Origin of the sequence: Mycobacterium lehmannii (genome assembly GCF_002245535.1) — a bacterium.
In the GTDB taxonomy this organism is placed as follows: Bacteria; Actinomycetota; Actinomycetes; order Mycobacteriales; family Mycobacteriaceae; genus Mycobacterium; species Mycobacterium lehmannii.
The window spans coordinates 1-24,438 of record NZ_NKCN01000031.1; the positions used below are offsets into that span (position 1 = coordinate 1).

General features: G+C 66.7%; 19 protein-coding genes. 14 read left to right on the plus strand and 5 right to left on the minus strand.

Annotated elements, in window-relative coordinates; all coding sequences use genetic code 11:
- Positions 1-235 precede the first annotated feature (235 nt).
- The 9 genes from CEX87_RS23990 to CEX87_RS24030 all read left to right on the plus strand — a co-directional run bounded on the left by CEX87_RS23990 (position 236) and on the right by CEX87_RS24030 (position 14,945).
- Positions 236-1,606 carry a flavin-containing monooxygenase gene (locus tag CEX87_RS23990; RefSeq protein WP_094289433.1) on the plus strand — a complete coding sequence of 457 codons (1,371 nt, stop codon included), beginning with the start codon at positions 236-238 and terminating at the stop codon, positions 1,604-1,606.
- Entirely contained in the window at positions 1,596-2,225 is a 630-nt protein-coding gene (locus CEX87_RS23995) for a TetR/AcrR family transcriptional regulator (RefSeq protein ID WP_094289398.1), read from the plus strand. The genes CEX87_RS23990 and CEX87_RS23995 overlap by 11 nt, the downstream gene beginning before the upstream one ends.
- A complete protein-coding gene (locus CEX87_RS24000; protein ID WP_082699046.1) occupies positions 2,222-3,187 on the plus strand; it encodes an alpha/beta hydrolase in 966 nt (321 codons plus the stop codon). Before CEX87_RS23995 ends, CEX87_RS24000 begins: the two co-directional genes overlap by 4 nt.
- 195 nt (positions 3,188-3,382) lie before the next feature.
- Positions 3,383-4,438: an AI-2E family transporter gene (locus CEX87_RS24005; protein WP_233151503.1), complete on the plus strand. Its 1,056-nt coding sequence runs from the start codon at positions 3,383-3,385 to the stop codon at positions 4,436-4,438.
- Positions 4,439-4,674: 236 nt separating this feature from the next.
- Positions 4,675-5,979 (plus strand): cation:proton antiporter, encoded by a 1,305-nt coding sequence (locus tag CEX87_RS24010; protein ID WP_068194961.1) that lies wholly within the window; start codon positions 4,675-4,677, stop codon positions 5,977-5,979.
- Positions 5,980-5,984: 5 nt separating this feature from the next.
- Positions 5,985-7,739, plus strand: coding sequence for an NAD(P)/FAD-dependent oxidoreductase (locus tag CEX87_RS24015; RefSeq protein WP_094289402.1), 1,755 nt, complete (start codon positions 5,985-5,987; stop codon positions 7,737-7,739).
- Positions 7,736-13,246 (plus strand): type I polyketide synthase, encoded by a 5,511-nt coding sequence (locus CEX87_RS24020; protein ID WP_094289404.1) that lies wholly within the window; start codon positions 7,736-7,738, stop codon positions 13,244-13,246. Before CEX87_RS24015 ends, CEX87_RS24020 begins: the two co-directional genes overlap by 4 nt.
- A complete protein-coding gene (locus tag CEX87_RS24025; RefSeq protein WP_094289406.1) occupies positions 13,243-14,091 on the plus strand; it encodes an ABC transporter ATP-binding protein in 849 nt (282 codons plus the stop codon). The genes CEX87_RS24020 and CEX87_RS24025 overlap by 4 nt, the downstream gene beginning before the upstream one ends.
- The gene (locus CEX87_RS24030; RefSeq protein ID WP_064424850.1) at positions 14,088-14,945 is read left to right on the plus strand and encodes an ABC transporter permease; all 858 of its coding nucleotides are present in this window, start codon (positions 14,088-14,090) and stop codon (positions 14,943-14,945) included. Before CEX87_RS24025 ends, CEX87_RS24030 begins: the two co-directional genes overlap by 4 nt.
- Positions 14,946-14,955: 10 nt before the next feature.
- On the opposite strand, the gene surE is transcribed toward CEX87_RS24030, so the two are convergent.
- Positions 14,956-15,729 carry a 5'/3'-nucleotidase SurE gene (gene surE / locus CEX87_RS24035; RefSeq protein ID WP_064427781.1) on the minus strand — a complete coding sequence of 258 codons (774 nt, stop codon included), beginning with the start codon at positions 15,727-15,729 and terminating at the stop codon, positions 14,956-14,958.
- A gap of 28 nt (positions 15,730-15,757) precedes the next feature.
- Entirely contained in the window at positions 15,758-16,729 is a 972-nt protein-coding gene (locus tag CEX87_RS24040; protein WP_094289408.1) for a 1-phosphofructokinase family hexose kinase, read from the minus strand.
- Positions 16,730-16,836: 107 nt separating this feature from the next.
- Between CEX87_RS24040 and CEX87_RS24045 the strand changes: the two genes are divergently transcribed.
- Complete coding sequence (locus CEX87_RS24045) at positions 16,837-17,463, plus strand: TenA family protein (protein ID WP_094289409.1); 627 nt, start codon at positions 16,837-16,839, stop codon at positions 17,461-17,463.
- Here CEX87_RS24045 and CEX87_RS24050 read toward each other — a convergent pair.
- Positions 17,454-18,713 carry a CynX/NimT family MFS transporter gene (locus CEX87_RS24050; RefSeq protein ID WP_094289411.1) on the minus strand — a complete coding sequence of 420 codons (1,260 nt, stop codon included), beginning with the start codon at positions 18,711-18,713 and terminating at the stop codon, positions 17,454-17,456. The two genes, CEX87_RS24045 and CEX87_RS24050, sit on opposite strands and share 10 nt — an antisense overlap.
- 47 nt (positions 18,714-18,760) lie before the next feature.
- Between CEX87_RS24050 and CEX87_RS24055 the strand changes: the two genes are divergently transcribed.
- Positions 18,761-19,435: a FadR/GntR family transcriptional regulator gene (locus tag CEX87_RS24055; RefSeq protein ID WP_094289413.1), complete on the plus strand. Its 675-nt coding sequence runs from the start codon at positions 18,761-18,763 to the stop codon at positions 19,433-19,435.
- On the opposite strand, the gene CEX87_RS24060 is transcribed toward CEX87_RS24055, so the two are convergent.
- Positions 19,422-20,759 (minus strand): MFS transporter, encoded by a 1,338-nt coding sequence (locus tag CEX87_RS24060; protein ID WP_094289415.1) that lies wholly within the window; start codon positions 20,757-20,759, stop codon positions 19,422-19,424. The genes CEX87_RS24055 and CEX87_RS24060 overlap by 14 nt on opposite strands.
- Before the next feature lie 245 nt (positions 20,760-21,004).
- On the opposite strand from CEX87_RS24060, the gene CEX87_RS24065 reads away from it, so the two are divergent.
- Both CEX87_RS24065 and CEX87_RS24070 read left to right on the plus strand, forming a co-directional pair.
- Entirely contained in the window at positions 21,005-21,763 is a 759-nt protein-coding gene (locus CEX87_RS24065) for a response regulator transcription factor (RefSeq protein WP_094289417.1), read from the plus strand.
- Positions 21,760-22,908 carry a sensor histidine kinase gene (locus tag CEX87_RS24070; RefSeq protein WP_064395106.1) on the plus strand — a complete coding sequence of 383 codons (1,149 nt, stop codon included), beginning with the start codon at positions 21,760-21,762 and terminating at the stop codon, positions 22,906-22,908. The genes CEX87_RS24065 and CEX87_RS24070 overlap by 4 nt, the downstream gene beginning before the upstream one ends.
- Positions 22,909-22,950: 42 nt before the next feature.
- Here the strand turns inward: CEX87_RS24070 and CEX87_RS24075 are convergent, their stop codons facing one another.
- Positions 22,951-23,679: a DUF305 domain-containing protein gene (locus tag CEX87_RS24075; protein ID WP_094289421.1), complete on the minus strand. Its 729-nt coding sequence runs from the start codon at positions 23,677-23,679 to the stop codon at positions 22,951-22,953.
- Positions 23,680-23,951: 272 nt separating this feature from the next.
- Here CEX87_RS24075 and lpqS point away from each other — a divergent pair, with 272 nt between their 5' ends.
- The gene (gene lpqS / locus CEX87_RS24080; RefSeq protein WP_064395104.1) at positions 23,952-24,365 is read left to right on the plus strand and encodes a putative copper homeostasis (lipo)protein LpqS; all 414 of its coding nucleotides are present in this window, start codon (positions 23,952-23,954) and stop codon (positions 24,363-24,365) included.
- Positions 24,366-24,438 lie beyond the last annotated feature (73 nt).

A 24,438-nucleotide genomic window follows, 5' to 3' on the forward strand; every position in this document is an offset into this window, starting at 1 on the left:
GGGGCCTCCCACCACTGTCGGATAGACCGGGCAGGCGACTTCCTACTCGGTAACCCACGAACATGGGTGAGTGGGGCCCCGGCCCGCAACCCCCGACTCAACGCCGACGGTCACCCATACCGTCTAGGCAGGGACGACCGCACGGTCGGCGCGGGCGAGGCCCACAGATTCTTTGACAGCTGTCAGAAAATTGGTACTGTTGCCGGTGACGGAGTTCACGACGACGGTAGGCAACATGGCTTCATCACCCACGACAGCGATCATCGGCGCAGGCATCAGCGGTTTGACCACGGGAAAAAACCTCGCAGACGCCGGTATCGAGTACGACTGCTTCGAGTCATCCGACCGGATCGGCGGGAACTGGGCGTTCCGCAATCCGAACGGCCACTCCAGCGCGTACCGATCGCTGCACATCGACACCTCGCGTGAATGCCTGTCGTTCCGCGACTTCCCGATGCGCGACGACCTCCCCGACTTCCCGCATCACTCCCAGATCAAGGAGTACCTGGACGACTACGCCGAAACCTTCGGCCTGTTGGACCGCATTCAGTTCCAGAACGAGGTCAAGCACGCGCGGCGTTTGCCACGCGGCGGTTGGGAGCTCGACACCGCAGACGGGCACACGCGACGGTATGACGCGCTGGTGGTCGCCAACGGGCATCACTGGGATCCGCGCACACCCGACTTTCCCGGCGAGTTCACCGGCGAGAGCATCCACGCCCACCACTACATCGACCCCGCCGAACCGCTCGATCTGCGCGGCAAGCGCATCGTCGTCGTCGGCATCGGCAACTCGGCAGCCGACCTGGTCTCCGAGCTCTCCCAAAAGTCGTGGCGCAACACGGTTTATCTCTCCACCCGCTCGGGTGCGTGGATCGTGCCCAAGTACATCTTCGGGAAGACCGCCGACAAGGTCGCGCGCTCGCTGCCGGTGATCCCGCTGTCATGGCAGCGGCGAGCGATGCAGCCGTTCGCGCGGTTCATGTTCGGCGATCCCGAGAACTACGGCCTGCCCAAACCCAACCACCGGTTCCTCGAGGCGCACCCGACCCAATCCGCCGAACTGCTCATGCGGTTGGGATCCGGCGACGCGACCGCGAAACCGAATATCGAACGCCTGGACGGGAATTCGGTGGTGTTCGTCGACGGTTCGACCGTGGAAGCCGACGTGATCATCTACGCGACGGGATACAACATCACGTTCCCGTTTTTCGACCGCAGTTTCATCGAGGCTCCCGACAACCGGCTCCCGCTGTACAAGCGGATCCTCAAACCGGGAATCGACGACCTGCTCTTCCTCGGCTTCGCGCAGGCGGTGCCCACGCTGTTCCCCTTCGTGGAATGCCAGGCCCGGTTGGCCGCCGCTTATCTCGCAGGCACGTACCGGCCGCCGTCCGAATCCGAGATGTGGCGCGTCATCGCCGCCGACGAACGCAAGTACGTCGGCCACTTCGCCGACAAACCCCGACACACCCAGCAGGTGGACTACTGGGATTACGAACGCGACATGCGCAAGCGTGAGCTGCCGGCAGGTAGGCGCCGCGTCGAGAAGTTCGGTCCGGTCCAGCTGGCCGGCCGGGCACGCGAGGCAGCCGGTGCCGCCTGAGTCGACGCAGACGTCCCGACGAAACGCGCGCCGGCCGCAACCGCGCGGGGACGAAAGCCGACTTCGGCTACTCGAGGCCTTCGAGGAGCAACTGCAGACCCAGTCGCTCGCCGAGATCAGCGTCGCCGAGGTGGCGCGGGCAGCGGGACTGAAGCGGCCTGCGTTCTACTTCTACTTCGCCGGTAAGCACGAAGTCGTCACCGAACTGCTCACGGACATCTTCCAGGACGACGTCTTCACCATCGGCGGTTTCCTGGCCGGCGGCGGCGACCCGCGCGCGTCGGTGGCCGACGCGATGACACGGACGTTTGAGTCCTGGCACGCCCACCGGACCCTGTTCCGGGCGATGCTCGACGCCCGCGACTCCGACCCCGAAGCACGGGCGATCTGGGACCAGTGGCTACAGCGGTACGAGGAGTTCGTCTGCGAGTTCATCACCAGCCAGCCCACCATCGACGTCGGAGATCCCGGACCGCTTGCGCACGCGCTGATCTCGATGAACGAACGCGTCCTCGACCGCCACGTGCGCTCTGATGACGGGCCGGAGGCCGCAGGCCCGCTTCTGGCGGCGGTTATTCACGTCTGGCACACGGCGCTGTTCGGAGGGACGCCACGATGACAAGCACGCGGATTCAGATTCCAGTCGGCGGCGACATCATCGCGGCGCGGCGCTTCGCCGCGACGACGGACGCGCTGACCGGTCCGGCGGGGCGGCCCTGTGTCGTCATGGCGCACGGTCTCGGCGCCACCCAGGATTGCGGGCTGTTCGCGTTCGCCGAAGCGCTGGCCGGTGCCGGCGCCGAAGTCGTCACGTTCGACTACCGGCATTTCGCCGAATCCTCGGGACAGCCAAGGCAATTGATCTCGCTGTCTGGACAGGTCGCCGACTATCACGCGGTAATCGATTACGCCCGGCGGCTCGAGAATGTGGACGCGGCGCGGATCGTGGCCTGGGGTGTCTCGCTGTCGGGTGGGCACGTCATCAAGGTTGCGGCCGACGACCCGCACCTCGCGGGAGTCATCTCGCTCACGCCGGCCACCGACGGGCTACCCGTGGTGACCCACATGCTGCGCACACTCGGGCCGCGCTACGTCCTGCGCGTAATGGCCCAGGGCATAAGGGATGTGGCGGCGAAGGTGCTTGGTCGCTCACCGGTGCTCATCCCGGTGGTGGGTGCTCCGGGGGAGGTGGCCGGTCTGAGCGCCGACGGGGCCCTCGAAGGCATGCGTCGCATCGCGGGACCCACCTGGCGCAACGAGTTCGCCGCCCGATTGGTGTTGGTCATGGGTGCTCATCGACCCATCGCGAGCGCCGATCGCGTCACCTGCCCGGCCCTCGTGCAGATCGGTGATCAGGACCGTACCGCCCCGCCCGCAGCGGCCACCGCGGCTGCGACACGGATGCGCGCGACGGTTCATCACTACCCCTGCGACCATTTCGACGTATATCCGGGTGAGGGTTGGCATGAGCGGGTCGTCAACGATCAGATCGCCTTCCTCCGGCGCATCCTCGCACCAGCCGGGTCCACCGCGTCGCGCAGCGCGGGTGCCGATGGAGTGGAACTCGATAACCCCGGGTGATAGTTCCTCAACCTGCCAGATCAGCGAGACCCGGCGCGGAAGCGGTGCGGTTTTCGATACAACGGGCCGGGGTAGACGACCTCGGTCCTGTCGACTGGGGTGGACGCTGAGAAGGGGATGCTCGTGAGCGAACACAGCCCCGGCGCAGCACCCGAGCGGGATCGTGAAGCCCTGATCGGCAGCGGCGCGTTCTGGATGGCGAAGTGGTCGTTGGTCATCGTGGCGATCGCTGCGGGCGCGGTGGTGCTCGGTTGGCTCGTGGCCCAGCTGTGGGTGATCTTCCTGCCGGTCCTGCTCGCCGTCATCCTGTGCACGGTGCTGTGGCCGCCGGCGCGCGTGCTGATGGACCGCGCCGGTCTGCCGCCTGCCGTCGCGGCGTTGACGACGCTGCTGCTGTTCCTGGCCATCGCGTCGGGTCTCATCGCGCTGATCATCCCGCCGCTGCTGAGTCAGATGCCTGCGCTGATCGACCAGGCGACCGAGGGCATCACTCGGCTGCAGGACTGGACCGCCGGACCCCCGCTCAACCTCCGGCAAGAGCAGTTGGACCGCTTCGCCGACTCACTGGTCACCGCGATGCGGCAAAGGTCCTCGGCGATCGCGACCGGCGTCGTCAGCGGGGTCAGCACGGTCGGCAGCGTCCTGGTGACACTGGTGCTGACCGTCGTGCTGTCGTTCTTCGTCCTCAAGGACGGACGCAAGTTCCTGCCCTGGCTTGTCGGACTGACCGGGCGGCGCGCAGGCCGGCATCTGGAAACGGTGCTCAGCCGAATGTGGGACAACCTCGGCGGCTTCATCCGTGCGCAGACCGGAGTGGCTCTGATCGACGCGGTCTTCATCGGCGCCGGCCTGGTGGTACTCGGTGTCCCGCTTGCCCCAGCACTGGCCGTGCTGACCTTCATCGGTGCGTTCGTCCCGTTCATCGGAGCCTTCGTCGCCGGTGCGCTCGCGGTGCTGATCGCGTTGGTGGCCAACGGGTTCGTCAATGCGCTGCTGGTGCTCGCCGTCATCATCGCCGTACAGCAGATCGAGGGGAATGTGCTGCAGCCGTTGCTGCAGAGCCGGGTGATGAAGCTGCACGCGGCGGTGGTACTGCTCGCGGTGACCGCGGGCGGCGCGCTGTACGGGATCGTCGGCGCCTTCCTTGCCGTGCCGACGGTCGCGATGCTCACGGTGCTAGTTCGCTACATCAACGAGCAAATTGATGAGCGGGCCGAGGGCGAGGCGAACGGCGCCGAGTCGGGCGCCTGACACCGCAGGTCGGCGGCCGAGCAGCCCGCGTCATCAATCCGAGAGAATTCTTACGATTAGCGACCGCTCAATCTGTCAATACCCCACCGCATCGAAGATGCATCGTCTCCGGCGAGACGGGCAGTCGGAAACGATGAGGTGAGTCATAGACGGACTGGTGGAGCCCGCCCGCGCAGCGCTGCGCTCCGAACCCCACAGGACCTCTACGGTCTGCACTGCAGAACGTAGGACCTGACATGCCCGCGGCAACGGCAGTTCACTTCTTTCTCGCGCTGGCGGTCATCCTCGCGGCGTGCCGCCTCGCCGGCCTGTTGGCGCAACGCGTGGGCCAGCCACCGGTCGTCGGCGAGATGATCGCCGGTGTCGTCCTGGGTCCCTCCCTGCTGGGCAGAATCGCGCCCGGTGTGCAGGAAGACCTGTTTCCGACAGGCACGTCCAACGTCGTGCTCTACACCGCCGCGCAGATCGGCCTCGTGCTCTACATGTTCGTCGTGGGGCTGAACTTCGACGTCGAGCACGTCAAACAGCGCGCCCGCACCGCCGTCGCAGTCTCCACGGCAGGGACCCTGGCTCCGCTGGTGTTGGGCGCGGTCATCGCGGTGCCGCTGCTGTCCTCGGGTGGATTCTTCGGTGAAGACGTCAGTCCCGCCATGGCGATGATGTTCATGGGCGCGGCCATCGCGATCACCGCGTTCCCCATGCTCGCCCGGATCATCTTCGAAAAGCGGCTCACCGGAACATCTCTCGGCACTCTGGCGCTCGCGTGCGGCGCCACCGCCGACGCGATCTCCTGGTGCATCCTGGCGGTCGTCGTCGCCGTGCACCGCGGAACCCCGGCGACGGCCATCACGGCCATCGTGGGCGGACTGCTCTACACCGCGGTGGTGCTGACGCTCGGGCGACGGGCGGCGCGGGTGCTCGGCGCGAAATCCGAAGAGCAGCGGACGATTCCAGGATGGGTGCTGAGCACCGTCCTGATCGTCCTGATGAGCGGTGCCTGGCTCACCGACACCATCGGAATCCACGCGATCTTCGGCGCCTTCATCATCGGTGTCGCCATGCCGTCGGGACTGTTCGCCCGACGCCTCACCGAGACCATCGAGCCACTCACCACGAGGCTGCTGCTGCCGCTCTTCTTCGTCTACTCCGGTCTCAACACCGAGATCGGCTTGGTGAACACGCCGGGACTCTGGGCGCTGACGCTCGGCGTGCTCATCGTGGCGATCGCGGGGAAGGGCGTCGCGTGCGCCGCCGCGGCCAGGCTGAGCAAGGTGCCGTTGCGCGAATCAATCGCGCTCGGTTCGTTGATGAACGCACGCGGGTTGATCGAGCTCATCCTTCTCAACATCGGTCTGGAGGCCGGCATCATCACCCCGACGCTGTTCACCATCCTGGTGCTGGTCGCCATCGTCACGACGTTGATGGCCGCCCCGATCTTCGAATTCGTCTACGGCCGACACCGGCCTCCGGTGGACACCACGCTGCCGGAAGCAGACCTCGCCGATGCGACGTCCGCCGTTCCGGCGACAGAGGGAAGGTAACGCACGTGCGATCGAAGCTGTCTGAACTCGACCCCGAGGCTCGTGCCGCCCTCGCCCGCAAGATCCGGAACCAGCTGTCCTCCAACGGGTCCGCGTCAACAGACCACGATGTGGCCATCATCGGAGGGGGAGCGGCGGCCCTGACGCTGGCGTTGGAGCTTCGCTCCGCACGGCCCCGCACCCGGATCGTGATCATCGAGCCGAACGCGCGTCCGGTCGCCGAGATCACCCACACGGTGGGCGAATCGACGGTCGAGGTGTCCGCGCACTACCTCCGCGAACGCCTCGGCCTGGCCGACCACTTGAGCACCGCGCAGATCCGCAAGATGGGCTTGCGAATGTTCTTCTCACACGACGGCAACACCGACATCGCAAGCCGCGTCGAAGTCGGTAGCTCCGCGTTCGTGCCGCAGGTGACCTATCAGATCGACCGGGGCAGGCTCGAGAACGAACTCGCCAGCCGATGCCAAGCCGCCGGGATACGCATCGCTCGCGGCCGCGTCAGAACCGTGGACTTCGGCGTCGACGCGCACACCGTGACATACCAGGGCGACGACGAGACCACCCGCACGACGGCACGCTGGTTGGTCGACGCGTCCGGCCGCAACCGGGCGCTGTCGCGCCAGCTGAACCTGAAGCGGGCCACCGAACACCACTGCAACGCCGCATGGTTCCGCGTCAAGGCCGAACTCGACATCGGACAATGGACCGATGACGCGGACTGGCACGCGCGACTGGTCGAAGGTGACCGCGCGCTGTCCACCAATCACCTGATGGGCGAGGGCTATTGGGTCTGGCTCATCCGGCTGGCCTCCGGTGCCACGAGCGTCGGCATCGTCGCCGACCCCGAGTTCCACGCGTTCGACGAGTTCAACACGCTGGACAAGGCCAAGGCGTGGATCCGCCGACACGAACCGCAGTGCGCCGACGAGATCGCCCGACACGACGACCTGATCATGGACTTCCGCGTCATGAAGCACTACAGCCACGCCGCCACGAAGGTCTTCGACGGTGCCGCGCGCTGGTGCCTGACAGGCGACGCGGGCGTCTTCCTTGACCCGCTGTACTCCTCCGGGCTGGACCTGGTGGCGATCGGCAACGGCCTCATCACCGACATGATCACGCGCGAACTCGACGGTGAAGACGTGGTGGCCCGCGCGGGGATCAGCGACTCCCTGTTCCGGTCGCTGGCCGACATGTGGCTGGCTGTGTACGAGAAGCAGTACCCGCTCATGGGCACACCGACGGTGATGGCGGCGAAGATCGTCTGGGACATCGCGTTCTACTGGGGCTTCATCGGATTGCTCTACCGCAACGGCCGCTTCGTCAGCGTCGCCGACGATCCCGCCGTCGTCCCGCACCTGGAAGGCCTGATCGCACTGAGCAACCGGGTGCAGCGGTTCTTCCGCGAGTGGGCCGCCGTGGAGGGCCGCGAATCGCCGGTACGGTTCGTCGATCTGTACGTGCCGCTGAACTTCATGGAGACGCTGCACGTGGCGATGATGGAACCGGCGACCAACTTCGCCGACGTTTTCGAGGCCAACGGCCGGTTGTTGCGTCAGCTGGTGGGTCAGCTGGCCGAGACTGTGCTCGCCGACAAGTCGGCGCTGTTCGACGACGACGCCGCCGTCGCCCAGGTGCAGGCGTGGCAGCGCGACCCCTTGTTGAGAGAGCTTCGTTCCGTGTATCGCCTTGAACAACAGGACAATCCGGTCAGCTCCGACTGGATCCACACCGCTATCCGTGAGTTGCAGGTATGAAGACGCACGATATCTTGGACCGGCCCGCACCATTGGCGATCGTCGGGATCGGATGCCGCCTACCGGGCGGCGTCAACTCCGCCCAGGACTACTGGCGGCTATTGACCGACGGCGTCGACGCCACCCGCGAGGTCCCCGAATCACGCTGGAACGCCGATCGATTCCACGACGCCAACCCGAAGAAAGTCGGCAAGATGGTCACCCGTCGTGGCGGATTCCTCGACGACATCGACCAGTTCGATCCGCAGTTCTTCGGCATCTCGCCGCGGGAGGCGCATTCGATCGACCCGCAGCAACGCCTGATGCTGCAGACCACCTGGGAGGCGCTGGAGGACGGGGGAATCCGGCCCGACCACCTGGCCGGAACCGATGTTGGGGTGTTCATCGGCGGCTTCACGTTGGACTACCAGTTGTTGCAGAACCAGGGCCGCGGCAGCCGCTACCAGTTCAAGACGCATTCCGCCGCCGGGATGATGATGACGATGCTGGCGAACCGGATCTCGTTCGCCTTCGACTTCCGCGGCCCGAGCATGACGATCGACACGGCGTGTTCGAGCTCACTCGTCGCGGTGCACCTTGCGGCACAGAGCATCTGGAACGGTGAGAGCGAGCTCGCGCTGGCCGGCGGCGTCAACATCATGATCGGACCCAACACCGCGATCGCGGAGTCCAAGAGCGGATTCCTCAGCCCCGACGGGCGCTGCAAGGCCTTCGACGAGTCGGCTGATGGCTATGCGCGCGGCGAGGGCGGTACCGTCGTCGTCATCAAGCCCCTCGAGCAGGCGTTGCGCGACGGCGACGAGATCTACGCTCAGATCCTCGGGACCGCGGTGTCTCAGGACGGCCGTACCGACGGCATCACCGTGCCCCGCGCGCAGGCTCAGGCGGCGGCGATCACCTCGGCGCTGCGCCGGGCCGGTGTCCGGGCGACCGATGTCGGCTACGTCGAAGCGCACGGCACCGGAACACCCGTCGGCGACCCGGTCGAGATGCGCGCGCTGGCCGCGACGCTCACATCAGAGCGCACAGACCCCCTTCCCATCGGATCGGTCAAGACCAACATCGGTCACCTCGAAGCGGGCGCGGGCGTCGCCGGACTGATCAAGACGGCGTTGGTGCTCAAGCACGGCTTCATCCCCGCGCACCTGCATCTCCAAAACCCCACCAGCCAAGTCTCTCTCACCGAGCTCAAGCTCGATGTGCCGCGCGCGGGCCGCCCCTTTCCCGCCGGCCGACGGATCGCCGGGGTCAACTCGTTCGGTTTCGGCGGCACCAACGCCCACGCGGTGCTCGCCGAACCACCGACTGCGGTCGAGACGCCCGCATCGAGCACGGCCGAGCACCTTCCCGTCACGCTGCTTCCGATCTCGGCGCGCAGCGAGGAGGCCCTGGTGGCCACCGCGCGCCAGTTGGCCGACCACCTGGACGCCGCTCCGAACATCGACCTGTCCGACCTGAGATTCACGCTGACTCAACGACGCTCACACCTCAGCCACCGCCACACCCTGGTCAGCGCCGACATCTCCGATGCACGTGAGCAACTACGTGCCCTCGCCGACGGGGGCCAGCTCGCCTCGGCGCGCACGTCGTCAACCACGCCGAAGCTGGCGTTCGTCTGCAGCGGCATGGGCCCGCAGTGGTGGAAGATGTGCCGCGGGCTCCTCGACGTCCTGCCCGCCTTCACCGAGAGCATCGCGCGAAGCGATCGCGAGCTGGCGCGCCACGCCGACTGGTCGCTGATCGAGGAACTCCGGCGCGGCGAAGCGGATTCCCGGATGAGTGAGACCGAGTTCGCCCAGCCGGCCAATTTCGCGATCCAGATCGCCCTGGCCGCACAACTCGACCAGTTCGGCATTCGCCCCGATGCCGTGATCGGCCACAGCGCAGGCGAAGTCGCCGCCCACCATCTCGCCGGGCTCCTCACCTTCGAACAGGCGATCGAGGTCATCTACCACCGCAGCAGGCTCCAACAGCGGACGAGCGGACAGGGCCGCATGCTGGCCGTCGGCCTGGACACCGACTCGTTGATGGCCGCGCTCGACGACGAGATGCGCCAGGAGTTCGGAGGCCGGGTTTCGGTGGCGGCGGTCAACAGCCCCTCCGCGGTCACCATCGCCGGGGACGGCGATGTCCTCGACGACATCGCCCGCCGGTTGGACGACGCCGGAGTCTTCACCCGCTACCTGACCGGCAAGGTGCCCTATCACACCCATTACATGGATGCGATCAAGAAGGATCTGCAGAACGCCCTGCACGATCTGTCGTCACAGCCGGCGACGCTCCCGCTCTACTCGACGGTCACCGGCGGCCTGTTGAAGGAGTACCGCTCCGGTGCCGCCTACTGGTGGCAGAACACCCGCGCCACAGTTCTTTTCGAGCCGGCCATCCGCCGGATGCTCGACGACGGCTACACGCACTTCGTCGAACTGGGGCCGCATCCGGTGCTGGCGTCGTCGATCTTCGAGATCGCCGGCGCGCAGAAGACCCTCGTTCAGGCCACCCAGCGACGCAACGACGACGACGTGCGCACGTTCATGACCGGCCTCGGCGCGCTTCACGACCACGGCCACGACATCGACTGGGAGGCGATGTATCCGCGCGGTGACGCGCGCTTGCTCAAGCTGCCCGGCTACCCGTGGCAGACCCGGCGCTACTGGAACGAGACCCAGGAGGCCACCGAATCGCTGCACTATCACCCGGTGCACCCGTTGCTGGGCCAGCCGGTCAGTGCCGTGCATCCCACGTGGGAAATCGAATTGAGCACCGCGCTCGTCCCGTTCCTCGACGACCACCGGGTCCAGGGCAGCATCGTCGTACCCGGTGCGGTCTACGTCGAGCTGTCGCTGGCAGCGGCGAAGGAGACCTACGGCGTGGACCTCGCTGTCGAGGATTTGGTGCTGCACCGCGCGCTCATCCTCGACGACACCTGCGACCCCCTCCTGCGGACCACCCTCAACCAGGACACCGGCGCCCTGGAGTTCGCCGCTCACACCGCCACCCCCGACGGTGAACTCAAGTGGACGATCACCGCCACGGCCGAACTCACGAGGCTGCCGAAATCGGCGGGCGCCCCGCCTCCGATGGCCGAGGCGGCGCCGGTCAACGCTCTCAGCGGCGACGAGTTCTACGCCCTCACCGAAGCCATCGGATTTGATTACGGGGCGGCGTTCCGAGCCGTCACCGGCCTCACCGCAGGCGACGGCTGGGTGGTCGCCGAAATGGAGATCCCGGCGCCGATCGCCGCCGAGCTCGACGACTACCGGTTCCACCCGGCGCTGATCGACGGGGCATTTCAAACACTCTTCGGCGCACCGCTTTCCGGCGGGAACGCCACCGAAGGCCCATACCTGCCAACCCGAATCCGGCGCAGCGCCGTGTACGGCACCCCCAAGGGGGACATGACCGTACGACTGGCCGTCAGGTCGGCGACCGCCGAGGAGATCGAAAGCGACATCACGATCTGCGACCATCGCGGTGAGCGGCTCGCCGTCTTCGAGGGCTTCACGGTGCGATCGCTGAGCGCCTCGACGCGCATGTCGCCGGAACGAATCGACAAGGGGCTCTACGAACTCCAGTGGGTTCCCGCGGCCGACCCGAGCGTTGAGGACGGCACGGAGCCCGTCCCTACCTCATGGCTGGTCTTCGTCGACGAAACCGGGTTCGGCTCGGCGCTCGCCGATCGACTGCGGCACGGCGGCCAGCGCGTGCACACCGTCGCACACCGCCGCGTCGACACCGTCACCACGGTCGACGGCGGATACACGATCGACGAACGGCGCCCTGAACACGTGGCCCAGCTGTTCGACCAACACCTCGCCGAAGACAGCGAACTCACCGGCGTCATCGACTGCTGGTCAATGGATCTCGACGCCGATCCGCAGGCGTCCGACGGGAACAGCGCCAACCACCTCGGCGTCCTCACGCTGCTACGCATCGCCAAGGCGCTGGCCGCACACGACAGTGTGAGGCCACGCGTGTACGTCGTCACCGCGAACGCTCAACCGGCACTGGGCACCGAACCGCTGGCCGTCGACCAGTCCACCGTCTGGGGGCTCGGCAGGGTCGTCGGTCATCAGGAGTTCGTCGAACGATGGGGCGGTCTCATCGACATCGACGACACCGACGGCGCCGCCGACACCGCCGCGCGTGTCTGTCGGCACATCCTCGATCCCACATCCGAGGATCAGGTGGCCTTCCGCGGCGAGGCGACGCTGGTCCCGCGGTTGCGACACAGCACGAACCTCACAACACCGTTTCCCACCAAGCTTTCGCCCACCGCGACCTACGTCGTCACCGGCGGCACCGGCGCGCTCGGCCGCACCGTCGCCACCTATCTGGCCGAGCACGGCGCACGACACATCGCGCTGCTGAGCAGAAGCGGGCTGCCACCGCGCGACCGGTGGCCGAGCATCACTCCCGACGACCCCCAGTTCACCGCCGTCGACACCGTTCGGGCCGTCGAGCGCCTCGGAGCGCAAGTCAGCGCGGCCAGTGTCGACATCACCGACGCCGACGCGGTGGCCGCCTGGCTGGCCGACCACGACCGCAACGGAGACAGACCGGTTCGCGGCGTCATCCACGCCGCGGGTGCAGTCCACGACCAGCTACTCGTCAACGTCAGCGAAGACGATTTCCTCAAGGTGCTGGGCCCGAAGGTCACCGGCACCCGGGCGCTGCACACCGCGTTCGCCGGCCAGGAGCTCGACTTCTTCGTGATGTTCGGATCCGCCGGCTCGGTCATCGCCTCACCCGGGCAGGGCAACTACGCCGCCGCCAACGCGTTCCTCGATGCGTTCGCACATCAGCGACAGGCCCAGGGGCTGCCGGCCCTCACCGTGGGCTGGGGACCCTGGTCGGTGGGAATGGTGGAGGATCTCAACCTCGAAAACGTCTACGCTATGCGGGGAATCGAGTTGATCACCCCGGCGACAGGGGCGTTGATCCTCGACCGTCTGATCAATCAGAGCACTCCGAACGTCATCGCGATCAGCGCGGACTGGAACCGTGCCCGGCAACTTCTCGGCGGGCACCTGCCGAGGATGTTCGCCGACCTCGATGCCGCTACCGCCTCGCCGACGGAGGCCGGGGCGGACGGGTCGTTGCTCGACGTGCTGGCGAAGACACCGGAGCCCGAGCGTATCAACGTGATCACCGATCAGGTCGAGCGACTCGTCGCTTCGGTGTTCGACTGTGCGGTCACCGATTTCGCGAACGACGACATGCTCGACGACATCGGTTTGGACTCGATGATGGCGATGGACTTCAGGGTCAGGATCAACACCACGTTCTCAATCGACCTGCCGGTGCTGGAGATTCTGAAGGGCGTCAGCGTCGATTCGTTGGCCGCTCGCGTGCTCGACGAACTGCACACCATCCACGGTGAGACGCCCGCTGCGGAGGCCGCACCCCCGGCCGGAGCGGGCGATGTCGATCAGCTGATCGGCGAGATGTCAGAAACCGATCTGCGCGAACTCCTTGCAGAACTCGAAGGTGACGCAGCGCCGTGAGTGGGGCGGCTTCGACGGCGGTGCACGTGCGAGGACTCTCGAAGGCCTACCGACCGATCCAGGCCGTCCGGGACCTCGACCTCGACGTCGCCGCAGGCGAGGTCTTCGCCATCCTCGGTCCCAACGGCGCAGGGAAGTCTACGACGATAGAAATCCTGGAGGGCAACAGAACTCGCGACACTGGACGAGTGCGAGTACTAGGCGAGGACCCGGGGACGGCGGGACGGAACTGGCGGGCCAGGATCGGCATCGTGCTGCAGGACGTCAGCGACGCCGGGATGCTCTCGGTTCGCGAGAGCGTGCAGATGTTCGCAAGTTGTTACGGCACCGCTCGGGAACCCGAGGACGTGCTCGAGCTCGTCGGTCTGGGTACCGTCGCGGACTCCCGGGTGCGCACGCTGTCGGGCGGTCAACGCCGTCGCCTCGACGTCGCGCTCGGCATCATCGGCAGGCCCGAACTGCTGTTCTTGGACGAACCCACAACCGGTTTCGACCCAGAAGCGCGGCGGCAGTTCTGGCGGCTGATCCAATTGCTGGCCGCCGACGGAACCACCATCCTGCTGACCACCCACTACCTCGAAGAGGCTGCCGCTCTGGCCGACCGCGTCGCGGTGATCGCAGGCGGAAGGGTGGTGGCCGTCGACTCGCCGGCCCGATTGACCGAGCACGTGAGCTCGGCAGCCACGGTGCGATGGCTGGAGGACGGCCAGATCCGGGTCCAGACAACGGATTTCCCGACCGATTTCGTCCGTCGCCACAGCAGGGACGGCGCCGAACTGGCGCAGCTGACGATCAGTCGACCGACACTCGAAGACGCGTACCTTCACCTGATCGGCCAGCCATGACCGATATCGAACACGTCACCGCCCCAGCGCCGCCGCGACACCGCGCCACCGCACGAGCTGCGCTCCCGTCGCCGCTGCGGATCGGGCTGTCGCGGGTCGTTCCCGAACTGAAGATGTTCTACCGCCGGCCCGAACAGGTGGTGTTGACGTTCTCCATGCCCGCGGTGATCTGCCTGCTGCTGGGTTCGATCTTCTCCGCGGAGCTGCCCGGCAGCCAGACCAGCACCGGTGCGGTGATCGCGGCGAGCATGCTCGCCTACGGCATCCTGGCGACGTCGTTCGTCAACCTCGGCACCAGCATCGCCGTCGACCGTGACACCGGCGCGTTGCGTCGACTTCGGGGCACACCGACAACGGCGTCGTCGTACTTCATCGGCAAGATCGTGCTGGTCGCCGTGGTCAGCCTCGCCGAGGCCGTCCTGCTGTTGGCGGTGGGTGTGCTGGTCTTCGGCCTGCGGCTGCCGAGTGACGCGTACGGCTGGTTCACCCTCGGGTGGGTGTCGGTCCTTGGCATCGTCAGTTGTTCGCTGCTGGGCATCTTCATCAGCAACCTGGCGAGCAACGCCGTGTCCGCTGCGGTCATCACTAACGGCCCATCGGTGGCGCTGCAGTTCGTCTCGGGCACCTACGTGCCGCTGATGATCCTGCCGACATGGATGTTGGTGATCGGATCCCTTTTTCCGGTCAAGTGGATGGCCCAAGGATTCCGGTCGGTGCTGCTGCCCGCCGAGATGGTCGCGCTGGAACCCGCAGGCAGCTGGGAACACTGGCGCATCTTCCTGGTGTTGGCGGCGTGGAGCGTCGCCGGGCTGATCGGTTGCCTCGCAGTGTTCCGATGGTCGGACCGGGCCTGACGCCGCCGGCCTAGCGACCGTCTGCCAACCACTTGCGCACGAGATCACCGTCGTGCGCTTCGACCGATCGCAACTCCGTCAGCGTCGGATGCCCGGCGTCCAGCAGGGCGCTGTCGGTGTCGTGCTCCGGTTCGTCCGACACCTCCACCTCGCTCAGGCGCACGCCGCCGTCACGGACCTCCTCAACCCGCGTCTGTACGGCCCCGCCCCGAGCCAGCCGCGCGTGGCGCAGCGGACCGAGATCGTCCGCGGGCCGGTCGGGAACATTGAGGGACAGCACGGTGCCATCGGGTGCGTCGAGCAACAGTTTCAACACCGGCGCCACCAGACCTGCGGCGGTCTCCCAGTACCGCTCGCCGGTGGGATGCAGCGCGACGTCCAGCGATACCGCCAGGGCGCGGGTGTCGCTGATCTTCGCGGTGAGCGCCGCGCCGATCGTGCCGGAGTGCAGGATGGCGCGGCCGACGTTGGCGCCGTGGTTGATTCCGGAAAGGACGAGGTCCGGTCGAGGATCGAACCAACCGTTGAGCGCGGCGGCGACGATGTGGCCGGGCTGAGCCTGCACCGCCCACGCCTCGACACCGTCGAGGGCGGGTATCTCCCGGGCCTCGACGACCGTGCGGCCGTCGCGGCGGACTGCGCTCAGCGCGGCGCTCGCGCCGCTGGCCTGCTCGGCCGGGGCGGCGACGATCACCTCCAGCCCCGCCTCGATCGCCGCACTCGCCAGCGCGTGCAGGCCGGGCGAGTCGATCCCGTCGTCGTTGGTCACCAATGCCCGCGGCATGCGCCTACCCCCTCCGTTCGCAAGGCCGCTACTTCCATGGGCGCAACTCCACCCGCTCGGCAAGCGTCTCCACGGCGCGCGCACCTCCGGTGCCCAGCCCGTGCCGCACGACGTTGAGCGCCCCACAGGCCGCCCCGATCTGCATTGCCTGTCGCAGCGGACGTCCGCTCGCCAACGCGGCGACGATGCCCGCAGTCATCGAGTCCCCGGCACCCTTCGAGTCGGCCGGTTCCAATGTCGGCATCGTGATCTCGACGACGGCACTGTCGTCGTCCTCACCGAGCATGGCCAGCGCCGGAGCGTCACCGGCGCGCGACACGACGATGATGTTCGCGCCCTCCTTGCGCATCGACCGCATGGCGGCGACCAGATCCTTGGCGTCCTCCGATTTCGCCCGGCCGTCGTCGAGCAGCTCTTCATGGCTGACCTTGATGAGGTCCGGGCCGCCGGCGAGCACCGCCTCGAGCCGCGCGCCGGACAGGTCCGCCGCCACCTTGCAGCCGTTGGCGCCGAGGTCGGTGGACAGGCGGCGGTACAGGTCGGCGGGCAGTACGTCGTCTTCCTGCGGGCCGGACAGCAGGACCCGGCCGTGGGTCAGACCCTCGGTGAGGGTGAGCTCGTACAGAGAGTCCAGTTCGTGGCGGTCGAGCGGGCTGCCAGCAGCCTCCGCGATCACGTCACGGTCACCCGAGCGGCGATCGTGCACATACGCGCCGTTGCGCGCGCTGACCGGCACGGTCTGCACGGTGACGTTCTGCGCGGGCAGCAGGTGGCCGAGGACGTCGCCTGTCTCCCCGCCGAGGGCCGAGCACAACACGACCGGCACACCGAGCGAGGACATCATGCGTGACTGCCAGACACCCTGGCCGCCGGCGTGGACGTGGATGTCGGCGTCCCCGGAGCGGTTCTCGACCGTCACGGTGAGCACGGGCAGCGGGGCGAAGATGACGACGGCGGAGCCGCCGTCGGGTTTGTCGTCTCGAGATTCCCTGTCTGTCATGGGTTGCGGAGTACCCATCCGCACCGCGGACTACCCGACGGCAAGGCCCTCGCGCCCGCGCGCCCGACTAGAGTCCCTGGCGTTCTGTAGATCGTGTGGGAGGTGCCATGTCACTGGCAGCGCAGTTGTGGACGGAGAACGCCGATGTGGTGGCCGAGGTGCTGGCCAACCCGTTCGTGCGGGGTATCGGAGATGGTTCGCTGGACCGCGACCTGTTCGCCGGCTACATCGCGCAGGACGCCTTCTTTCTCGAATCCTTCGCGCGCGCATATGGTCTCGCGCTGGCCAGGAGCTCTGATACCGCCACCCTGCTGACGTTCGCCGATCTGCTCGCAGGCGTGCGTGAAGAGCTCGGGTTGCACGCGTCCTACGCCGCATCATGGGGGATCGACATGGCAGGTGTCGAACCCGCCCCGGCGACGCTGGCCTACACCGAGTTTCTGCTGGCCACCGCCGCCACCGCCGACGTCGGCGTGGTGTGCGCGGCGATGACACCGTGCATGCGTCTGTACGCGCATGTCGGGGTCACGCTCGACGCCGACACCGCCGGACCCTATGCGCAATGGGTGCAGACCTACGCCGATCCGGGCTTCGACGAGGTCGCCTCGCTGTTGGAGCGACTGCTCGATCAGCACGCCGACGACGTGTCCGCCGCGCGGGTGGCCTACCGGCGCGCGATGCGGCTGGAACTGGCGTTCTTCGACGCGGCCTTGGTGCGTGGCTATCAGACGTAGCGCGGGCGGCCGGCCAGCGCACCGAGCACGATCTGCATCACGTAGACGCCGAGGAACATCATCCACGGCACCGTCCACCCGTGTGTGACGTCGTGCAGCAGCCCGAAGAGGAACGGGCCAACACCCGCGATGAGATAGCCGAATCCCTGTGCCATACCGGACAATTGCGCGGTGTCCTCGGCGTTTCGGGCCCGCAGCGCGATCACCGCGAGCGCCAGGGCGAACACGCCCATACCGACTCCGATCAGCACGCTCCACAGCATCGGTTGTGCGGCGGGTGCGAGCATCAGACCGACCGTGCCCACCAGGCCCACGGCGCCCAAACCGACGATCCATGCGCTCTGTCCATGGCTGCGCGCGGCCAACGGCGCGATCACCAACGCGATGGGCACACCGACCAGCGATGTGAGGCCGACAAGCAGGCCGGCATGGGTCTTGTCGACCCCGCTGTCGATGAATACCTCTGGCAGCCAACCCATCACGATGTAGGCCATCAACGACTGACAACCGAAGAACAGCGTGACCGTCCACGCCAACCGGTTTCGCAGCAGTGAGCGTCGTCCACCGGTCGGGGTGGTGCTCGCTGCCCAGGTGCCTGCGTGTCGGCGCGACGTGGGAAGCCACGCCACGAGCGCGACGAAGGAAACCGCCGCCCACGCCGCCAGCGCGGCGCGCCACCCTCCCAGCGGGTCCTCGAGCCCGGGGGTCACCGCCGATCCCAGCGCACCGCCGCCCTGCAGTGCCGCGGTGTAGATCCCGGTCATCAGTCCGACCCGCGCAGGGAACGATCCCTTGATCACCACCGGGATCAACACGTTGGCCAATGCGATCCCCGCGCACGCGATCAGCGTCGCCGCGATCACGGTGTGCGGCCCGCCAACGGTGCGGGCGAGCAGCCCGACGGTGAGCGCGACCAGTGCGGCGGAGATGGTGCGACCGAGCCCGATCCGGGCGGCGAGTCGGGGCGCGGTGAGTCCCGCGACCGCGAAGCACAGTGCTGGAAGTGTGGTGAGCAGACCGGCCCACGTCGCCGAGACCCCGAGTTCGGTGCGCATCTCACCGAGCAGCGGCGCCACGCTGGTCACGGCAGGCCTCAAGTTGAGCGCGGTCAAGACCACAGCAAGCGCCAGCAGCGCACCGCCCGCGACCACCGAAATGGGAGCGTGGCCGGCCTCGGCGTATTCCTTGACGCCCACGCTCAGATGCGTCGGCGACAGCTGTCCTTCGTCATCCCGCCTGCCGACACGCATCCTGCTAATGTGCCATACATCCTATGATTGGTTGAAAGGATGTCTCTGTGCCGTTGATCACCGCGCGCCGGTCGGGCCTCGTCGACCAGGTCATCGAGCAGTTACGGGACTCGGTCGCGCGCGGTGAATGGCCGGTCGGACAGCGCATCCCCAACGAGACGGTCCTGGTCGCGTCGCTCGGCGTCGGCCGCAACACCGTGCGCGAGGCGGTCCGGGCGCTGGCCCACGCCGGCATCCTCGAGGTGCGACAGGGGGACGGCACCTACGTCCGGGCAACCAGCGAGGTGTCGGGCGCGCTGCGCCGGCTCTGCGGCGCCGAGTGGCGCGACGTGCTTGCGGTTCGCCGTGCTCTCGAGGTCGAGGGCGCCAGGGCGGCCGCGGACCGCCGAACCGACGACGATCTGGTCGAGCTGCGCGCATTGCTGGCCCGTCGAGACGCCTGTCTGGCCGGTGGAAACACCGACGAATTCGCCCGCGCCGACGCCGACTTTCACCTCGCGGTGGTTCGCAGTTCGCACAACGCGACGCTGACGGAGCTGTACCGGGGCCTGATGGAAGCCATCGCGGCCAGCGTCGCCAGCGGCCAGGACGCCGCCGTGGAAGTCGTCGATCACGGTGTGCTGCTCGAGCACATCGCCGCCGGTGACGTCGAGCAGGCCGCGAGGACCGCGGCGGAGATCATCGACGGGGTGCTCGCCGGCCTTCCCGCTACTGACTGCTGATCTCCGCAGCAGCGAGCCGTGGCCGGCTACCCAGGGCGACGACCAGAGCGGCCGCGGCCAACGACAGCGTGCCGACCACCCACAGCGCCACCTTGCTGTTGCCGGTCAGATCGGTGAGCCAGCCGGTGATGTACGGCCCACCGAACCCGCTCAGGTTGCCCAGCGAGTTGATCAATGCGATACCACCGGCGGCGGCCGCGCCGGTGAGGAAAGCCGATGGCAGGGACCAGAACACGGGCAACGCGCACATGACGGCGCAGGTACACAAGGTGACGGCCAACATCGCCAGGTAGACGTCGGTCATGTAGAGGGCGGCGGGGATGGATACACCGCCCACGATCGCCGGGATGGCGACGTGCCAGACCCGCTCGCCGGTTCGGTCCGAGTGCCAGGCCCAGGGCACCATGACGATCGCGGCCACCGCGTACGGAATCGAGGTGACAAGTCCGCGTTGGATGACGCCCAGATGGACGCCGTACTCCTCTTGAAACCCGGCGACGATGGTGGGCAGGAAGAACCCGACCGCGTACAGCCCATAGGTGATCCCGAAGTAGATGAACGCCAGGGCCAGGATGCGCGGATGGGTCAGGGCCTTCTTCAGCGGCCAGTGGCCACCGCTGCGTTCGGCGGCCGCCCGCTCATCGTCCAATGTGGTCTGCAGCCAATCCTTTTCGTCATGATGCATCCAGCCCGCGAGACCGGGCCGATCGGTGAGATAGAACCAGCAGATCACGCCAAGGATGACGGCGGGAAGCCCCTCGACCAGGAACATGAACCGCCAGCCGGCCAACCCGAGAAAGCCGTGTCCCCAGTCGATGATCAACGACGAGATCGTCGATCCGACCGCGGTCGAGACGGGTACGGCGACCATGAACAGCGAAACCGCGCGTGACCGTTGCTTCTCGGGGAACCAGAACGTGAGGTACAAAATGATGCCCGGGAAGAAGCCGGCCTCGGCCACGCCGAGAAGAAAGCGCAGAACGATCAACATCTCCGCATTCGGTACGAATGCGATTGCGGCGCTGATGATTCCCCAACTCACCATGATCCGCGCCAGCCAGCGCCTGCCGCCGAACTTGTTAAGTGCGATGTTGCTGGGCACTTCGAGCAGCAGATAGCCGAGAAAGAAGATCCCCGAGGCGAAGCCGAACGTCTTGGCGCTCATCGCGAGGTCGTCGTTCATACCGTTGGGCCCGGCGAACGCGATGTTGACCCGGTCGAGGTAGTTGACGACGTAGAGCAGGAAGAGGAACGGAATGAGGCGCCAGGTGACCTTCGTCAGCGTCCTGTTTTCAATGGCGCGATCCGGCAGGTAAGTGCTCATTGCGGCCCTTCTCGAGCGCGGAAAACTAGCGCAATTCTACGGAGGCTAGGCGAGCGCAACGATGGCGAAAGGGTGTATCGGGTGCTGGTTAGGTGAGGCGCGCATTCTCATCGGTCCTCTCCGCCGGCCGGGCAATTTGCACTTCCCTCGCCAGGCCCATCGGGCGCTGCCTGCGCGGACGGTTTGATTGTGTGAAGATTTCTTCAACGGCCGGTAAGCGGGCGGTTGGGCGGCACGATGGAGTGATGGACAGCGCCGCGCAATCGTCGGCTGGCACTGCGGACCTCGGATACCGCGCCCTCGTCGTCGACGATGAAGAATCACTGGCGGAAGTGGTGGCGAGCTACCTCACCCGGGAGCATTTCGAGGTTACGATCCGCCACAACGGGGTTGAAGCGCTCGCCGTGGCGCGTGAGGTCGACCCGGATGTGGTTGTGTTGGATCTGGGATTGCCGGGCATTGACGGGTTAGAGGTTTGTCGTCAGCTGCGGACGTTTTCCGATGCCTATGTGGTGATGCTGACGGCCCGCGATACCGAGGTCGACACGATCATTGGACTCTCGGTCGGCGCAGATGATTATGTGACCAAGCCGTTCAGCCCACGGGAATTGGTCGCCCGCATCCGGGCCATGCTCCGTCGTCCGCGTACCGTTGGCACGCCAGCTCCGACATCCAATCCGAGGGGCGCCGACGTGCCGAAGCCGCGCGTGTTCGGTCCTTTGTCAATCGATGTAGCCGGCAGACAGGTGTATCTCGACACCAAGCCAATCACGCTGACTCGCACCGAGTTCGACATTCTCGCTGCACTGTCGTCCCGTCCTGGTGTGGTGTGGAGCCGTCGGCAGCTCATCGACGCAGTCTGGGGAGAACCATGGGTGGGGAACAGCCACCTCGTCGATGTCCACGTCGGGCATGTTCGGCGCAAGCTCGGTGACGACCCCGCCGAGCCGAGATTCGTGTTCACCGTGCGTGGGGTGGGGTACCGGATGGGGACGGGGCGATGAGGGCGCCGGCGCGTTCCGGCATGCTCCGCCGGTTGCTGCTGGGACAGGCGTTGGTGTTGCTTGCGGTCGGCGTAACCACTTGGGCGGTGGCCTCGTTGGTCGGTCCGCCGTTGTTCCGCGACCACCTCCATCAAGCCGGTGTGCCAGATGACTCCAGTGAACAATTCCACGCCGAACAGGCGTACTGGCACGCCACCGCTATCTCGATCGCTGTCGCGATCGCGGTGGCTGCCTTGACGGCGTTCGTGGTCACCGTCTATCTGAGCCGACGCGTCCAGCACTCGCTCGCTGAGATATCCGCGGCGGCGATCACCGTCGCCGAGGGCCGCTACGACGTTCAGGTGACGCCGCCTCAACTCGGATCTGAATTTGATGGTTTGGCAGCCGCTTTCAACCAGATGGCGCATCGACTGCGGGCGGTGGAATCGACCCGCCGTCGATTGTTCGGCGACCTGGCCCACGAAATCCGAACCCCGGTCGCCGTGCTCGACGCCTATCTGGAAGCCGTCGAGGATGGCGTGAAGACTCTCGACGCGCGTACCGTCGCGACGCTGCGTGAGCAAACCGGTCGGCTCGTGCGTTTCTCTGCTGACGCCGCCGCCCTCGCGCAAGCCGAAGAGGCGCACACGGCCATCACATTGGAATGGGTCGATTCCGGGCAGTTGGTCGACGCGGCAATCGCCGCCGTCGCAGATCGCTTCGCCGCCGAAAGCGTGGCATTGACTTCCCATGTCGACGAGGCCCCCCGATTGTGGGGTGACAGGCAGCGCTTGGGGCAGGTACTGGGGAACCTACTCGACAACGCCCTGCGTCACACCGCCGCCGGCGGCCACGTCACCCTGGCGGTCGCACGTCACGGCAGCGACGCCGTCTTCACCGTCACCGACGACGGCGTGGGTGTCACTGCCGAACACCTCCCACATCTCTTCGAACGCTTCTACCGCGCAGACGTCGCCCGATATCGTGACCGAGGCGGCGCAGGAATCGGACTCGCGATCGCCAAAGCGCTGACGGAAGCCCATGGCGGCCAGATCGACGCGACAAGTCAAGGGCCCGGAACCGGGACCACCTTCACCGTGACGGTGCCGATTCAGCCACCGGCGGCTGCCCTCGATCCCGACAAGCGGGACTTGCCTGTCAGGTAACCGGGAACTCGAGACATCATCACGTGGGGGCCGTCCCAGCGCCTACAGCGACTTGAGTATCTCGTTCATGGTGTCGATCTCCTTCTGTTGGCTGCTCACGATCGACTTGGCCAGCGCGACGGCATCGGGGAACTGTCCGTTGTTGATCTCGTTCTGCGCCATGGTGATCGCACCCTGATGGTGCTCGATCATCTGGGACAGGAACAGCTTGCTGGCCTCTACGCCCTGAGAGTCCCGCAAGGCTTGCATTTCGGCCGGCGAGAGCATCCCTTCCATGCCGGACATGCCTCCCATCCCCGGCATCATCGATCCGCTGGGCATCATTGATCCGCCCGGCATAGGTGATCCGCTTGTATCAGGGCCGTGCATACCCCCGTGGCCGGGTGGCATATTCCCCGGTGTGTGGTTCTGACCTGGCATCCCACTCTCGCCTGGCATGCCGCTCATCTCGGGCATACCCCACTGGTCGAGCCAACCCTGCATCTGTTTGATCTCTGGTCCCTGCGCATCCTTGATCTGCTTCGCTAAATCGACCACTCGAGGATCGATCCCCTGCTTGGCAAGGATCACGTCGCTCATCTCGATCGCCTGCTGGTGGTGCGGGATCATGTGATGGGCGAACATCACGTCGGCATGATTGTGCCCTGCGGCCGGGGCCGCGATCGAGGTTTGTGCGTTAGTGGGCGACGCCGACGTCGACTCGTTACTCGCAGAGTTGCTGCACGCAGCGATGACCGATGCCGCGGTCAGGACCGTCGCGGCGGCCGCCACATATTTGCTCCTTGTCAACAGACATTCCTCTCGCCGTCATCCACATCGATTCGCGACCAAGCCTTCTCCGAATGATTCGGGCTGCGTTAGTCGTTCTGTGAAGATTCGATGAAGAAAGCGCCGAGCTGTCCGGGCTGATGGAGCAGTCCATGACCGCGATAACCCCACGCTAGGCAGCCCTCGAAGCTGCTGTCGCGAGGCGATAACGAGATTGCGTCAACTCCTCGCGCCGCCGAACCAGCCGATGCTGCGCTGCTACAGTCGGCGGCATTGTGAGCTACACGGTGGCCGTCCCTGTGACACGGGTCCGCGCGGTAATCGCGCTGGGCCTGGCGTTGTGGGTGGTCGCCGTCGCTGCCCAGTGGACGCTGCCGCTCGACGACGTCGCCCCGCCGCACGGGCCGCATGCACTTGCGTCCGCGTCCGTAGGGGAACATCCCGTCGTCATCGACCATCCACACATCGGTGATGCACCGACTCCGCTGCTTCCCGACGCGTTCGCTGAGGCGGTTCTCCCGCGGGCGTCCACCTCACTCATCGCTCTAGGGTTGACCGCCGCCCTCGCGGTGGTAGCGGTGTGTTGGCACCAACCCGCATTGGCCGCGATCCGGGGGCCGCCTCGAGCACGGTCGACTGTTCTCTCAGGTCGGGTGATTCTCACTCGGCTCTGCATCGCGCGACGCTGATCCGGTGGCGCCAGACCATGCCGCTTGTTGCGGTTCGGTCGGTGACCGTCGTCCCTTTCAGCTGCCGCGTGCA